This is a genomic window from Polaribacter sp. Q13 (genome assembly GCF_016858305.2).
Classification (GTDB): domain Bacteria; phylum Bacteroidota; class Bacteroidia; order Flavobacteriales; family Flavobacteriaceae; genus Polaribacter.
Window position 1 is genome coordinate 2,125,025 of the sequence record NZ_CP074436.1, and the last position, 16,349, is coordinate 2,141,373.

The window sequence follows — 16,349 nt, forward strand, 5'->3', positions numbered from 1 at the left end:
CCTGCAAGGTTTTTAAAACTTTGTAATTTTCTAAAGCACAATAATAACTAATACTACAAGGTCTTTGAAACCTTGCGGGAAACACAAAACTAAATGAAACTCATAAAACAATCTGGTTTAATTATCTTCTTAGCAGGATTAACCTTCTTTATAGCTACCGTTTTTACTGGCTCTTTTAATACAACACAAACAGAATTAGATACCTTTATTAAAGAAAAAGGTTATAAAAGCGAAATTATAAAAGACGAACTTTCTAAAGCTATTGTTACTGAAGACAACTTAAACATTTTCGAATTTTCTAGTGGTGTTATAAATGCTATTGAAACCTCTAACAACCATTATGATGCATTGATTGCAAAATTTGATGCAGCAAAAAATTGGGACGAAAAAGGAAAACAATTTCAATATAAAATCTTTGGAAAACCACATAGTATCAGTTTTGAACTCGCTAAAAGGTCTGGAAAAGGTTTTGCCGCAGATAATACAGGATTGGCTTGGTTTCTAACATTTGGTTTAGGTATTATCGGTGCTCTGCTATTTATTGTTCCTGATGTTATTTTACTAGGAAAACCAGGTATCAAAAATGATGGAATCTTCTTAAATGCAGCGACCAACCGCGGTTGGATTGGTTGGTTTACGTTTATCTTTTTAGTAACTTTTTATATTCTACTTTATTTTTATCCAGATTTTATTGTAAACTGGGTGTATTTAGTAGATCCAATTAGTAAATCTCTTAGTGGAAATCCTGCGGGTCAATGGTTTTTATATGGTTATTTATACTGTGTGGTTATGACTGTGATGGCTGTAAGAATGTATATAAAATATCGTCATAATAAATACCAAATATTAAGAACTACTTCTGTTTTATTTTTTCAAATTGTGTTTGCTTTTTTAATTCCGGAAATTTTAGTCCGTTTCGAAAAACCTTGGTACGATTTTAAAAATGCGTTTCCATTAGATTACGATTTCTTCTTTAAATGGAACTTAGACGAACTGCTTGCTAGTGGAGGTTTTGGTTTATTTATTCTAGTTTGGGGAGTAGTATTAACTATTGTAGTTGTGCCTGTAATGGTTTATTTCTTCGGAAAAAGATGGTACTGTTCTTGGGTTTGTGGCTGTGGTGGTTTGGCAGAAACATTAGGAGATCCTTACAGACAAAACTCTAGTAAAACACTGCTTTCTTGGAGAGCAGAACGTATTATTATTCATTCTGTTTTAGTTTTTGTTTTAGTGATGACTGGTTTTGCTTTGTACACCTTTTTCTCTGGTGCAGACACTGTTTTAGGAATTAAAACACAAACTATTCAAGATATTTATGGCTTTTTAATCGGTGCTATTTTTGCGGGTGTAATTGGTACTGGCTTCTATCCTATTTTCGGTAACAGAGTTTGGTGTCGTTTTGGTTGTCCTTTAGCAGCATATTTAGGTTTTATTCAACGTTTTAAATCGAGATTTAGAATTACCACAAATGGTGGACAATGTATTTCTTGTGGAAACTGCTCTACCTATTGTGAACAAGGAATTGATGTTAGATCTTATGCGCAAAAAGGAGAAAACATTGTCCGTTCTAGTTGTGTAGGTTGTGGAGTTTGTTCTGCAGTTTGTCCAAGAGGCGTTCTAAAATTAGAAAACGGACCAGAAGACGGTAGAATTAATCCGACAGAAATTTTATTAGGTAATGATGTTGATTTAATGGATTTAGTGAATCAAAAATAAGTAGTCCGTAAAAACAGTATTCAGTTGGTAATCTCAGTTTACATTAACCAATTCATCATTTTTTTTAATCGATATAACTCTGTGAATCTCTGAGAAAACTCCGCGAATCTCTGCGCAATAACTTAACAAAATGAAAAATTTACCTATTCTTTCTTTTCTCTTTTTTTCGTTGATGCTTTTTGGTCAGAAAAAATATATGAAAGAATATTTCAAAAACGGAATACTAAAAGAAGAAGGTTGGGTTTTAAATGATCAAAAAACTGCCTTTTGGAAATTTTATTATAAAAACGGAAATATCAAGAAAGAAGGGCATTTTACTAATAATTTAGAAACCAATTATTGGTATTTTTACAGCGAAAATTTATCAAAAGAAAAAGAAGGACATTTTACAAAAGGAATTAAAAACGATTGGTGGTTATTTTACGATAAAAAAGGACAAATAAACCATAAATGTCAACTTAAAAATAATCAAAAAAACGGTTTTTGTTTGATCTATAAAAATCGAAAACTGATAAAAGCATCAAAGTACAAAAACAATAAAAAAATAAAAGAATGGACAGACTTTTCATCCTTTAGGAATGAAAACAGTCTCAATGATTTAAGATGATAAAACCTATAATAAAAGTTATTATTCCTGCTTATAACGAGCAAGATTCTATAGTAAATGTTATTAACGACATACCTAAAATAGTAGATGAGGTTATTGTTATTAGTAACAATTCTACAGATAATACAGAAATAAATGCAAAAAATGCAGGAGCTACTGTTTTAACTGAAAACAGAAAAGGATACGGCTATGCCTGTTTAAAAGGAATGGAATATATTCATCAACAAAAAACAACACCAGAAATTATTGTTTTTTTAGACGGAGATTATTCCGATTACCCAGCACAATTAACAGAAATTATTTACCCTATTGTAAATGACAATATCGATTTTGTAATTGGTTCTCGGGTTAAAGAATTAAGAGAACATGGTTCTATGACGCCTCAACAAATTTTTGGTAATTGGTTGGCTACTTTTTTAATGAAGTTATTTTTCGGTGCAAAATTTACAGATTTAGGTCCTTTTAGAGCTATTAAATATGATAAATTATTGGCTTTAAACATGGAAGATAAAACTTATGGATGGACCGTTGAAATGCAGTTAAAAGCATTAAAACAAAAATTAAGTTATGTAGAAATTCCTGTTAAATATAGAAACAGAATAGGCATTTCTAAAGTATCTGGTACGGTAAAAGGAAGTATCTTTGCAGGAGTAAAAATATTAGGTTGGATTTTTAAATACAGTTTTAAATAGTGGTTATAGAATACATAATTATAGTGATTTATTCAATTTCGTTATTGCTTATTTTCATGTACGCTTTAGCGCAATTAAACCTGCTGTTTAACTACTTAAAAGCTAGAAAAAAAGAAGATAGTTCAGAAAAATTCGACTTTTCAAATTCAAAAGAAATTCCGTTTATAACCATACAATTGCCCGTTTATAACGAATTGTATGTAATGGATCGATTGTTAAAAAACATTGCAAAAATAGAGTATCCAAGAGAAAAGCTAGAAATTCAAGTTTTAGATGATTCTACAGATGAATCTGTAGAAATTACCGCAAAACTAATCAAAGAAATTCAAGCACAAGGATTAGATATTCAGCATATCAAAAGAACCAATAGACAAGGTTTTAAAGCAGGCGCCTTAAAAGAAGGTTTAAAAATTGCCAAAGGAGAATTCATCGCTATTTTTGATGCAGATTTTTTACCACAACCAGATTGGTTATACCAAACGGTTCCGTATTTTAAAGACCCAAAAATTGGAGTGGTTCAAACTCGTTGGGGTCATATCAACAGAAATTATTCTACACTTACAAAAATTCAAGCTTTTGCTTTAGATGCACACTTTACCTTAGAGCAAGTGGGTAGAAATAGTCAAGGTCATTTTATCAACTTTAACGGTACAGCTGGCGTATGGAGAAAAGAGTGTATTTACGATGCTGGTAATTGGCAGGGAGACACGCTTACAGAAGACTTAGATTTAAGCTACAGAGCACAACTAAAAAATTGGAAATTTAAATACTTAGAAAATGTAGTTACACCTGCAGAGTTACCGGTAGTTATTAGTGCTGCAAGGTCTCAACAATTTAGATGGAACAAAGGTGGCGCAGAGAATTTTCAGAAAATGATGAAACGTGTTATTAAAAGCAAAAACGTTTCTTTTAAAACTAAAATTCATAGTTTATTGCATTTATTAAACAGCTCTATGTTTACGTGTATTTTTTTGGTTGCTGTTTTAAGCGTACCAATGTTGTACATAAAAAATGAATATGAACACTTAAAGGTTTATTTCTATGTAATGAGCTTTTTTGTAATAAGCTCTTTAATCTTTTTTGTTTGCTATTGGTTTATGTTCAAAGCTATTTATGGCGGAGGATTTGTCAAATTTATAAAATACATTGGATCATTCTTCACTTTCTTTTCTGTTGCAATGGGATTTTCATTACACAATACAATTGCTGTTTTAGAAGGTCATTTAGGTAAAAAAAGTGAATTTATAAGAACTCCAAAATTCAATATTGGTGGAATAAAAGGAGAATGGAAAAGCAATAAATACATTTCTAAAAAACCCTCTTTCCATGTTATTTTAGAAGGTTTATTAGCAATTTATTTTGTCTTTGGTATGTACAGTGCATTTGTTGTTGGAAACCAAGGTGGAGATTTTGGTTTATTTCCTTTTCATTTTATGCTTTTTATAGGTTTTAGTTACGTCTTTTTTAAATCTATATTTTCTAAAGCTTAATGTCGTTTTTTACAAAATACAAAGATGTTTTACTAATTTTAATTAGCGCACTATTATATTTTATTTTTGCCTATTTTTTAGAAAGAACAGCATTTAACAACCTTCTCTTTTTATGGTTTTCTCTTTTTGGATGTTCTTACTTATTGATAAAAAGCAAAACCATAAACACCTCAACTTTAATTGGATTAGTTATTCTTTTTAGGTTGATTTTCCTCTTCGCTATCCCTAATTTATCTCAAGATTTTTATCGTTTTATTTGGGATGGACGCATGATTCTAGAAGGTTTTAATCCCTATTTATCCTTACCCGAAACGTATATTCAACAAGGCCTTCATCCTATAGCAGAAACAACTAACTTATATGCTGGAATGGGAGAAATGAACGGAGGTCATTACACCAATTATCCTCCAATAAATCAGCTTTGTTTTTTAATTGCTGCATTATTTGCTAATAAAAGTATATTTGGTTCTGTAGTTGTTTTAAGATTGATTATAATTCTTGCTGATCTTGGGATTCTTTACTTCGGTAAAAAATTATTAGCACAATTAAATCTACCTGTTAAAAACATTTTTTGGTACGCTCTAAATCCTTTTATCATTATAGAAATGACTGGGAATTTACATTTTGAACCTGTGATGTTATTTTTCTTAATTTGGAGTCTATATAAGTTACAGCAACAAAAATGGGTTTTGGCAGCTATACTTTTAGCTTGTTCCGTTTCCGTAAAATTAATTCCGCTTTTATTTTTACCTTTATTTTTTCAATGGTTTGTAGATTATAATGGCATTACCAACAAAATGAAGCAATCTTATGAGCAAAGAAAGAACAAATGGAATTCTGCCTTCACTGGAATCACTAAATTAATAGGTTTTTACGCTATCACATTTACAACCATTATCCTTTTATTTCTCCCTTTTTATTCATCAGAATTTATTGAAAACTATGCAAATTCTGTAGGTTTATGGTTCAAAAACTTTGAATTTAACGCAAGCTTTTATTTCATTTTTAGAGAAATTGGTTACTTATTTAGAGGGTATAATGAGATTGCAATTATTGGTAAAATAACACCAATTCTTACCATTTTATTTCTTGTAATTATTACTTTTTTTAGAAAAAACAAATCAATGATTCAATTAATAACAGCATTATTATTTGGCTTGTGTTTTTATTATTTTACAGCAACAACAGTGCACCCTTGGTACTTAGCAACACCATTAATTTTATCCGTATTTACTAGATATCGTTTTCCAATTATATGGACTCTAGTAATCATTTTCAGTTATCAAGCGTACGCAAATACTCCTTGGAAAGAAAATTTATGGTTTGTTGGTTTAGAGTACCTTATACTTTATATATTCCTTGTTTTTGAGCTTCGTAAAAACTTTAAACATTATAAAATTGTAAAATAATCAATTTTTGCCTTTATATTCCGAGAATTTTGTATTTTAGTCATTAATTTTTTTGATATATATATGAAAAGACTTACCATAAAAGACATTGCTAAAGAATTTAATGTTTCAATTTCTACTGTTTCTAAGGCTCTTAATGACAGTTACGAAATTAGCGTAAGTACTAAAGAAAAAATTCAAAAATACGCTAAAGAAAAAAATTACAAACCCAACTTTAATGCACTTAGTTTAAAAAACAGACAGACAAAAACGATTGGAATTATAATTCCAAATATGTTAAACTATTTCTTTGCACAAGTTTTTAACGGAATAGAAAAAGTTGCAAACGATAGAGGGTACAAAATAATATCATGTATTTCTAACGAATCTTTTAAGAAAGAAGTAGAAACTATAGAAATGCTTTCTAACGGAAGTATAGATGGTTTTATCTTGTCTCTTGCAGAAGAAACTATTTCTAAAGGAGATTTTAAACATTTTCAAGAAGTATTAAATAATGACACACCAATTGTAATGTTTGACAGAGTTGCAGATAAATTAAAGTGTGACAAAGTAGTAACTGATAATTTTGATAGTGCTAGAAGTACTGTTTCTTATTTAGTGAAATCTGGCCATAAAAACATTGCCTTTATTTCTACGATGAATAATTTAGAAATTGGAAGAAGAAGACAATTAGGATATTTAAAAGGTTTAGAAGATTACAATATTAAAGCAGAAAAGAATCTAATCATAAACATAGACGACAACTATAAAAATTATGAAGAAATTTTAACTCCTATTTTTAAAAACAACACCATAGACAGTGTTATCGCCACAGATGAAGCTTCTGCTATTGCTGCTATGAAAGTAGCTATAAAACTAGGGCATAAAATTCCAGAAAAGTTTTCTGTTATTTCTTTTTCTAACGGAATCTTAGCCAGACACTCTAGCCCAAGAATGACTACTGTTAGCCAACATGGAGAAATTATGGGAGCTACTGCTGCAGAAATGCTTATCAATAGATTAGAAGACAAGTCTAAAGTTAAGAAAAAACATGAAACTGTTATTATAAAAACAGATTTGGTTGAAAGAAATTCTACTAAAAAAATCTTATAAATTTCACACCCATTTAGAGTATAATGAATTTATCTAAAGTAAAATTAGTAGTTTCTGACATGGACGGAACACTACTAAACTCCAAAGGAGAAGTAAGCAATTTATTCTTTGAATTATTTGAACAACTAAAAAAGAAAAATATTATTTTTTGTGCCGCAAGCGGAAGACAATACAATAGTATCGTTTCTAAATTAGATGCCATTAAAAAAGATATTTTTATAATTGCAGAAAACGGTGGTATTGCTAAAAAAAACGACGACTTATTAGTCTTAAATTTACTTTCTGCAGATAAAATTAAAAAAATACTTCCACTACTACAAAGTATAGATAATTCTCACGTTGTTTTGTGTGGAAAAAATGGTGCTTTTATAGATACTAAAGATCAAAAATTCATTGATTTATTTCAAGAATATTATAATAAATACACAATTGTTGATGATTTATCTAGCATTGTAGACAAAGAAGACTTCTTAAAAATAGCCATTTATCATTTTACTTCTTCAGAAAAATATATTTACCCAATCATAAAGGATTTTGATAGCGATTTATTAATTAAAATTTCCGGAAAAAACTGGTTAGATATTTCTGATAAAAAAGCAAATAAAGGAAATGCTTTAAAAAAGGTACAACAAATTTTAAACATCACTAAAGAAGAAACCATGGTTTTTGGTGATTACCATAATGATATAGAAATGCTAAAAGAGGCCGACTTTAGTTTTTCTATGAAAAATGCACATAAAGACATTACCGAAATTGCTAATTACGCTACAGATAGCAATGATAATTTTGGTGTAGAAAAAATACTAAAGCAATTGGTAGAAAACTAGCGATTTGTATAAAAAACGTAAGGCAGGTTATAAGCACTATTGTTTCAGTTTCTAACTTAGCTAAATATAAATAAGTACGGGCTTTTCAATTAAACCTAGATTTACCCTATCTTTTATATTATGTTGGCTTTAGTTATTTTTGAATTATAGAAAATCAATAATTTAACTTATTTTCAAATTTAAAATACTTAGTGACTGTAAGTATAGCTCATTAAATATATGGTAACTAATAGTGTTAAGGTCAGAAATATACTTGAAATTACGCCAGTTACAATAGCCGTTTTATTTTTATTAATCCGGAATGAAATTATAGATAGTACTAGAGATATTAGGAATAATATGGGTAGTCCCAAAATAAAAGTTTCTGGAATTTTCCAAGATATGGGGTTATCATTAATAACCAATAATATAAATAGACCTAATATCAATAAAATAAAAACAACTGCAATATTCATTTTTTTATGTGCTTCCATTTAAAAATATTTATTAGACAGTATTCTTTATTTAATTAGGACTTCTCTTAAATTCTTGAATGGGAAATGTTTTATTAATTAAACCAAACTCTAAATAATAGAATTATTGTATTAACAAGTGTTGTCCTATAGAAATAACATTATCTTTTAAGCCATTAACTTCTTTAATTAAGGCAACAGTTGTATTAAATTTTCTAGCTATAGAATATAGCGTATCTCCTTTTGTAACTTCATAATATTTTGCAATACTATTTTTAGAGCTCACCTCCTTTTCTACAACTTCTGTAGCTTTGTCATCTAATTTAAAGTCTTTCTTTTTTACCTTATCAAATTCATATAACTTATAATCCTCAATAATTCTTATAAGCTTATTTGGATATTGTTTATCTGTAGCATAACCCGCTTTTTTTAAGCCTTTTGCCCATCTTTTATAATCCTTAGCCCCATAATTAAATAAGAAAGAATATCTTTTTCTTTCTGTTAAAAATGCAGAATGATCATCATAAGACGTTTCTACAAATTGGTATTTTCTAAAACACTCTCCTTTTTCATCATCATCATGATATACGCGTTCTCCCTGCCATTGTGTATGACATTTTATACCAAAATGATTATTTGATTTTAAAGCTAACTCACTTCTTCCTCTACCAGATTCTAAAATTCCTTGCGCTAAAGTAATACTTGCAGGAATTTTATTTTCATGCATTTCTTTCACAGAAATGGGTGCATATTTTCTAATATAGGCTAATGTCTGTTTATTTAAACTAGAGTTTTTATTTAATAATTTTTTTGTGAGTTCTTTTTCATTTACAGAAGGTAACTTCTCTGGTTTTGATTCATTTAAAACTACACCAGTGCTTTTTTTAGTTTTACTCTGACTCGCTTTTTTACTAGAACCACAACTTGATAAAATTAATACACTAACACAAAAAAATACTACTCTTAATTTCATACACTTTTAATTATCTGCTCATTTTTCTTTTCTAACATCTGGTTAAAACCCGCTATTCCCTGAATTCCTCCAGTATGAATTGCTAAAATCTTAGTCCCTTCTGCAAAAAAGTCTTTTTTAATTAAATCTACAATACCAAACACCATTTTTCCTGTATAAATAGGATCTAATAAAATACCTGTTTTATCTGTAAAATCGTTGATAAAAGAAATTAAATTCTCGTCATATTTTGCATAGCCACCAAAATGATACCCTTTTTGTAATTTCCAATTATCATTTTTAATGGTATATTTTTTTATTTCTTCGGATAAAAAATTTCCTTTTAACGCAGGAAAACCTAATACTTTTTGTTTCCTTTTTAAAGACTTTATCAAACCCGCTAACGTACCTCCAGTACCCACTGCAGCACAAACATAATTAAATTGAGCATCTTCTTTTGTTAAAATTTCTTCACAACCATTAACTGCCAAAAAATTTGTTCCACCTTCCGGAATTAAATAAAAATCGCCCCATTTATTTTTCATTTTTTCAATGAAACCAAACGATGTTTTTTGTCTGTATAATTCTCTAGAAACAAAATGGAATTTCATTCCGTGATCATGTGCCACCTTTAATGTAGGATTTTCTTCTAAAGTTTGTTCTAGATTTTTACCCAATTCCTCGCCTCTAATAATACCAAAAGTTTTTAGACCTTCCATTTTACCTGCAACTGCAGTTGCAACAATATGATTAGAATACGCACCTCCAAAAGTAAGGACCGCCTTCTTTTTAAGTTTTTTAGCTTCTAGTAAATTGTATTTTAATTTTCTAAATTTATTCCCTGATACAAAAGGGTGTATTAAATCTTCTCTTTTTATAAAGAGCTCTATATTTTTTTCTTCTAAGATTGGGAGAAAAACTTGTTGGTTTTGAGCGATAAATTCACTCTCGAAAAAAGTATTGTTTGTGTTACTCAATGTTAAGAATTTGTTACCGCAAAAATAACAGATATTATTTTGTTACCTACATAATCTTTGCTTTTTAAAATTAAAACGACAACTTAACCTCTTTTATTTCTAAAAAACACTCAAAATTTCTTCAAATTAATCTTTTACCTTAAAAATTGAGTGCTAAAAAAACAATAAAATTCAAAAAATTAAAGAAAGTGCTCTTTAAAGAAATAATTTCAACTTTCTAAAAACAGGATTTATCAGCCATATTATTCTAAAGAAGCTATAGCCGAATAACGCCAATTAAAATAACAATAGAGTAATTGGTTAATTAGGGCAAAAAACCAAACAAATATCGCTCTAAAACAAATTAGATACTTTATTCTTTTAAAACATGAGAAAACTCAAATAAAAACGAAGATATTTTTATCTTCCTAATAATTATGTTTTTCAAACAAGACTAAAAACACTGATATTAACACTTATTAATGAGTAAGTTAACACCAAATATTGAGTTTTAAAAAAAATAAATATATTTTTATACGAATGTAATTTCAATCGAAAAATAGTATAATTTTACTTAAAATTCATATCGCGATTATGCTCCATAAATGAACAAATACATTGTTGCCAATCAACCAGAAAAATGGCTTTTTTCTATTGATAATATTACGGTAATTTCCTCACAAGAATACCTTACCAACCCAAAGTATGCTTCTTTAAAAAAAGCTAGAATATTTAACCTTTGCAAAAACTATAGTTACCAATCTAAAGGGTACTATGTTTCTCTTTTAGCTGAAGCCAGAGGACATTTAGCAATACCTACTGTAAAAAACATTGTAGATTTAAAAACATTGAAACTTGTAAAAATTGTTTCTGAAGAGTTTGATGATGAAATTCAGCAAAGTTTAAAAAATATTAAATCGAGAGCTTTTACTTTAAGCATTTATTTCGGTCAAAATGTAGCGCAAAAATATAAAGGATTAAGTAGTTTGTTTTACAAACATTTTCAAGTCCCTTTTTTACGCGTTCATTTTAACTTTAATAACAAATGGAACATACAAAGTATTGAGGCTATTTCTGAATCTGAAATACCTATAGAACATTTAGAATGTGTCTATGAATTTGCGAATCAGTACTTTTCTAAGAAACGTTATGACACGCCCAAATTAGCCACTTCAGATTTTGATTTAGCCATATTAGTAGACCCGAACGATCCTGCCCCACCAAGCAATGCAAAAGCCCTAAAAAAGTTTGTGGATATTGCAGAAAAGATGAATATTTATGCCGAAATAATTCATCCAAAAGACCTTAGCCGATTATCGTCTTTCGACGCATTATTTATCCGCCAAAGTACAGAAGTTAATAATGAAGCGTATGCATTTGCTCGCAAAGCACAGCAAGAAGGAATTGCCATTATAGATTACCCAGATGCTATTTTAAAATGTTGCAATAAAGTTTTTATGGCAGAGGCTTTAAACAATGCTAATATTGCCACTCCAAAAACAATTATTGTACACCAAGACAACATAGATACTGTTATTGATAAAGTTGGTTTGCCTTGTGTACTTAAGGCTCCAGATTCTACATTTTCTTTTGGCGTAAAAAAAGCAAAAACAGAAAGCGAATATTATTCTTTGGTAAATGAGATGCTAAAAGAATCTGATTTAATTATTGCCCAAGAGTTTTGCCCTTCTGATTACGATTGGAGAATTGGTATACTTGATGATAAACCGTTTTTTGCTTGTAAATATTACATGGCAAAAGGACATTGGCAAATATACAATTGGAATGCAAAAAAGAAAAACGAACAAGATGGTGATGCAGATTGTTTACCCATAGAAAAAGTGCCTAAGAAAGTTTTAGACATGGCGCTAAAGTCGGCTAAAATTATGGGAAAAGGACTTTATGGAATCGACATAAAGGTAGTAAATAACAAACCAATGGTTATCGAAATTAACGACAACCCAAATGTAGATTTTGGAGTAGAAGATCTTTTTTATGGCGATTTAGTGTACACCGAAATTCTTTCAGCATTAAAAAAACGTTTAGAATAAAATGGCTAAAAAATATAAATTATTTGAAGTATTTGGCATCGAATTAGAATACATGCTAATTAATAATACTTCCTTTAAAGTTGCGCCAATTGTAGATAGCTTGTTAACCAAAAAAAACGGAGAATTAACTTCTGATATAGATAATGGAGCAATTGCTTGGAGTAACGAATTGGTTGCACATGTGGTAGAAATAAAAACCAATGGTCCTACAGCAGACCTAACTAATTTAGCTGATGAATTTCATAAAAACATCGTAGAAATTAATACGATTTTAAAACCTCTAAACACCAAGTTATTACCAACAGCGTGCCATCCTTTAATGAATCCTTTGCAAGACACACAACTATGGAAACATAGTTATAGCGAAGTTTATGAATTGTACAATCGTATTTTTGATTGCAAAGGTCATGGTTGGTCTAACGTACAAAGCACGCATATTAATTTACCTTTTTATGATGATAAAGAGTTTGAAAAACTGCATGCTGCCATTCGTGTTATTTTACCTTTAATTCCTGGTTTGTGCGCAAGTTCTCCAATTTTAGAAGGTAAATTTACTGGTTTTAAAGACACCCGATTAGAACACTACAAATCTAACCAAAAAGAGATTCCGGAAATGACAGGAATGGTGATTCCGGAACAAGTTTTTTCTAAAGAAGCCTATCATAAAACTATTTTTGATCCTATTAAAACAAAAATAAAAAAACACGATACAGAAAATATTTTAGACCATCATTTTCTAAACTCCAGAGGAACTATTGCCCGTTTTGATAGAAATTCCATAGAAATTAGATTGGTAGACATACAAGAATGTCCGAAAGCAGATATTGCTATTTGTGTATTCATTATTGAAGTTTTAAAACAGCTTGTAAACGGGAAACTAGCTCGTTTAGAAACTCAAAAAAGTTGGCACGAAAAAGACTTGTTTCCGTTTTTAAATGCGATTATTAAAGAAGGTGAAAACTACACAGTTACAGATAAAAAATATTTAGAAATTTTTAATTTACCTAAAATAAGTACGGTAAAAGGAATTTGGAAGCATTTGTTTGAATTGGTAAAAGAAAATATTTCGGACAATTACAAAGATGCTTTACAGATCATTTTTTCGCACGGAACATTGGCTACCAGAATTGAAACTGCTCTTGGAAATCATCCGTCAGAAAAAAAGATTATAGATACCTACTCCCATTTATCAGATTGCTTAGAGACCAATACGCTTTTTATTCCGAATATTCAGAAATGAAACTGGTAATAACTTGCGAACATGGTGGAAATGAAATTCCTGAAAAACATAGGGTTCTTTTTACCGATAAAGAAATATTAAACACGCACAAAGGGTACGACTTAGGCGCATTAGATGTTTTTAATTTTCTAAAGCCGTTAGCAACCTACTTAAATTTCAGTAAAACAAGCAGACTATTCATAGAGTTAAATAGATCCCTTTGGCATAAAAATTTGTTTTCTGAATTCACTAAAAACTTAGCTATTTCAGAAAAAGAAGACATTATTAATACACATTATACTGTTTATAGAAAGGAAGTAAAAAATAAGATAAAAACACTAATTACAACCAATAATACGGTTGTTCACCTTTCTATACACTCGTTTACACCTATTTTACAAACCAAAGTTAGAAACTGTGATATTGGCTTTTTATACGATTCATCAAAACCACATGAAAAAAAAATAGCCATACAACTTAAAGCTGCTTTGCATAGCATAAACCCAAAATGGCATGTGCGTTTTAACTATCCGTATTTGGGTAAAGCCGACGGATTTACAACGTATTTAAGAAAGATTTTTACAAAAAACTATGTAGGAATTGAAATTGAAATCAATCAGAAATTCTCTAAAAACAACATCATGAATTTACAACTTAAAGAAGATCTATACAAAGCAATTTGTGAACTAAAAGAATAAAAGTTCATACTGTCATTTCGAAATGAGTCTTTTCGGACGATTGGGAAATCTCTGTATAAAAAACATATATTATGAGATTCCTCGTCGTACTTAACTAACATTAATGTCTTTTACAAGTAACTGTACATTAACTAATTATTCCGTTTTTCAAATTACAAAAAAACTCCACAAATTTGTCACTTCGACCTTTTCGGAGAAGTCTCATAAAGAGGAGAACGCAAAATTGAGAAAGATTATGTGATTTCTCCCTTAGGGCCGAAATGACAAAACTGTACGTCATCATTTCCGCTTATAATTCTTTATTCTCGGAATTCGGAATGACATACACAGGTTAAAAAACCAACATATCATTTCGAAATGAGTCTTTTTAGACGATTGAGAAATCTTATATTTTTAAGTTCAATAAGACTAAAAATAGCACGCATTTAGTAACTAAATAAAAAGTAGAACGTTTTTTAGACTGTTTTGTAGTGTGTTTTAGTATCTAATTTAGTAAATATTTAACGACCAAGAAACTTCGCGAGGACTTTCGTAAATTGGCTAAAACCATCAATTAATTTTATACGATAATACCAGTAGTTATTTTCCGTACTAATTGTCGATATCACTAATAAAATCTTCAGTAACATTTAGAGAAGTCTGAGCTTGAGCATTAGCAACCCTTTCTAAAGGATAAGTAGGAGATTCTCTAACTCCAATTCTTCTTCTTCCATCATCAAATTTCCAAAATTCTACTATTTCAATACCTCTCTTTCTGGGCTCCATAAATAAAGAGAAATCCAAAGTGTAAGCTTCATATCTACCTTTTCTTCCGGATGCAGCAGATGTATCTGCCTCAATTACGTGAATCAATTTAAAATCCATCAATTGCAATATCAATTCGTGAGCCTTAGAATGTATTTGAGCATCCTCTTGAGAAATTAGAAAGCAAGTCCTTTTCTTTTCTTTGATACAAAAGGTCATTAAATCCCTAAAGATCGCTTCTAAATTTGTAGCTTCAATATTGACATCATTTCTTAATGCCTTTAATTTAGATTGATAAGAAAAACTACTTGCTGCTTTCCAAATATTAGTAGATGTTAAATGTTTCGTATGCCCTTTTGATATTGCTTGGTCTATAGCATTTACAAATATTGTTAAAAAATCCCGAGGAACACCACCTGATGCAATCACAAGACTTTCAAATGCATTATGATTGAACAAAACCTCAGATGCATTATCTAAAAGAACATTTTTGCCCATAAAATTTAAAATTCTACCCAAATATTCACTTGGTGAAGAGAGATTTTCTAAGGTTCTATCTAAATTGATTTCCTCCACATCTTGGGTTAATTCTAATCCTATAGTCTGATTATCGTGTCTAATTAAATCCGTTCTATGTCTAATAGATGCAACTTTTAAATAAAACTCCGTACCTCTAAAAAGTCTATGTAAATAGTCTAATACGTCTGGTTGTTTGTCCCTTTTTATTAGATAATAGTCATCTAATAGTATAAAACACGAGTCGAATTTTGATTTTTTTATCTCTTCTTCAATAGCTGTTTTATAATCAGTCAAATACCTCTCTAAAGTATCAAGCTTACTTTCTTCAAATTCACTAAGAGTGCCTGATGTTTTTGAGCGATTAGTATTTAAATTAACTCCTATATAACCTCCACTTCCTCCAACTTTTGTTTCCTGTCTATCTTCCTGTTTTACTTTTTTCGTCTCTGCTTGATTCAGTAGCTTTCTTAAATCTTTAATATGTTTTTGGACTATAGTTTCTTGAAAAAAAAATTTTCGCCATTTCTGTTTCGAAGATGGTAAATTTTCCATTATTTGTAGTAAAAGTCGAATTAGTACGTCAGGATAACCTAGTCTTTTAATTTCATCTGTAGAGATGTAAATTGAGAGTGTTTTTTCGCTTTTCCCAATATCATTTTTATAGTGAACTAATAAGCACGACTTACCCGAGCCTCGTCTACCAAAAATAACTTGTTGTTGCTTTGAACCAAGTCTTTCTAAATGTCCTTCTACATCAATATATTTCGGGTTATGGTTTGGTCTAATTCTAAAAGAATCTTTGATGATTTTTTTTAATCTAACTACTCTTTTATCTTCTAGCATATTTTTTTCATAATTATTGGCAACGTCTTATACAATAAATTAAAACTTGTGATATCCGTAAAGGTTACGACTATAAAAAACG

General features: G+C 29.7%; 13 protein-coding genes. 10 read left to right on the forward strand and 3 right to left on the reverse strand.

Annotation, left to right across the window (positions count from 1 at the left end; all coding sequences use genetic code 11):
• The first annotated feature begins 93 nt into the window (after positions 1-93).
• The 7 genes from JOP69_RS08990 to JOP69_RS09020 all read left to right on the forward strand — a co-directional run bounded on the left by JOP69_RS08990 (position 94) and on the right by JOP69_RS09020 (position 7,833).
• Positions 94-1,716, forward strand: a complete 1,623-nt coding sequence (locus tag JOP69_RS08990) for a 4Fe-4S dicluster domain-containing protein (protein ID WP_203394152.1) — start codon at positions 94-96, stop codon at positions 1,714-1,716.
• A gap of 130 nt (positions 1,717-1,846) precedes the next feature.
• A complete protein-coding gene (locus JOP69_RS08995; RefSeq protein ID WP_203394153.1) occupies positions 1,847-2,323 on the forward strand; it encodes a toxin-antitoxin system YwqK family antitoxin in 477 nt (158 codons plus the stop codon).
• Entirely contained in the window at positions 2,320-3,015 is a 696-nt protein-coding gene (locus tag JOP69_RS09000; protein ID WP_203394154.1) for a glycosyltransferase family 2 protein, read from the forward strand. The genes JOP69_RS08995 and JOP69_RS09000 overlap by 4 nt, the downstream gene beginning before the upstream one ends.
• Positions 3,015-4,505: a cellulose synthase family protein gene (locus JOP69_RS09005; protein WP_203394155.1), complete on the forward strand. Its 1,491-nt coding sequence runs from the start codon at positions 3,015-3,017 to the stop codon at positions 4,503-4,505. Before JOP69_RS09000 ends, JOP69_RS09005 begins: the two co-directional genes overlap by 1 nt.
• A complete protein-coding gene (locus tag JOP69_RS09010) occupies positions 4,505-5,914 on the forward strand; it encodes a mannosyltransferase (RefSeq protein WP_203394156.1) in 1,410 nt (469 codons plus the stop codon). Before JOP69_RS09005 ends, JOP69_RS09010 begins: the two co-directional genes overlap by 1 nt.
• A gap of 63 nt (positions 5,915-5,977) precedes the next feature.
• Positions 5,978-7,006 (forward strand): LacI family DNA-binding transcriptional regulator, encoded by a 1,029-nt coding sequence (locus JOP69_RS09015; protein ID WP_203394157.1) that lies wholly within the window; start codon positions 5,978-5,980, stop codon positions 7,004-7,006.
• A gap of 23 nt (positions 7,007-7,029) precedes the next feature.
• Entirely contained in the window at positions 7,030-7,833 is an 804-nt protein-coding gene (locus JOP69_RS09020; protein ID WP_203394158.1) for an HAD family hydrolase, read from the forward strand.
• A 576-nt stretch (positions 7,834-8,409) separates the two neighbouring features.
• On the opposite strand, the gene JOP69_RS09025 is transcribed toward JOP69_RS09020, so the two are convergent.
• Positions 8,410-9,258, reverse strand: coding sequence for a glucosaminidase domain-containing protein (locus tag JOP69_RS09025; protein ID WP_203394159.1), 849 nt, complete (start codon positions 9,256-9,258; stop codon positions 8,410-8,412).
• Entirely contained in the window at positions 9,255-10,175 is a 921-nt protein-coding gene (locus tag JOP69_RS09030) for a 1-aminocyclopropane-1-carboxylate deaminase/D-cysteine desulfhydrase (RefSeq protein ID WP_249988633.1), read from the reverse strand. The genes JOP69_RS09025 and JOP69_RS09030 overlap by 4 nt, the downstream gene beginning before the upstream one ends.
• Positions 10,176-10,798: 623 nt before the next feature.
• Here JOP69_RS09030 and JOP69_RS09035 point away from each other — a divergent pair.
• Genes JOP69_RS09035 through JOP69_RS09045 form a run of 3 tightly spaced genes read left to right on the forward strand, consistent with a single transcriptional unit; the run spans position 10,799 to position 14,161 of the window.
• The gene (locus JOP69_RS09035; RefSeq protein ID WP_203394161.1) at positions 10,799-12,244 is read left to right on the forward strand and encodes a RimK family protein; all 1,446 of its coding nucleotides are present in this window, start codon (positions 10,799-10,801) and stop codon (positions 12,242-12,244) included.
• A 1-nt stretch (position 12,245) separates the two neighbouring features.
• Positions 12,246-13,484 (forward strand): glutamate-cysteine ligase family protein, encoded by a 1,239-nt coding sequence (locus tag JOP69_RS09040; RefSeq protein WP_203394162.1) that lies wholly within the window; start codon positions 12,246-12,248, stop codon positions 13,482-13,484.
• Positions 13,481-14,161 carry an N-formylglutamate amidohydrolase gene (locus JOP69_RS09045; RefSeq protein ID WP_203394163.1) on the forward strand — a complete coding sequence of 227 codons (681 nt, stop codon included), beginning with the start codon at positions 13,481-13,483 and terminating at the stop codon, positions 14,159-14,161. Before JOP69_RS09040 ends, JOP69_RS09045 begins: the two co-directional genes overlap by 4 nt.
• A gap of 591 nt (positions 14,162-14,752) precedes the next feature.
• On the opposite strand, the gene JOP69_RS09050 is transcribed toward JOP69_RS09045, so the two are convergent.
• Complete coding sequence (locus JOP69_RS09050; protein WP_203394164.1) at positions 14,753-16,267, reverse strand: hypothetical protein; 1,515 nt, start codon at positions 16,265-16,267, stop codon at positions 14,753-14,755.
• Between the last annotated feature and the right edge of the window lie 82 nt (positions 16,268-16,349).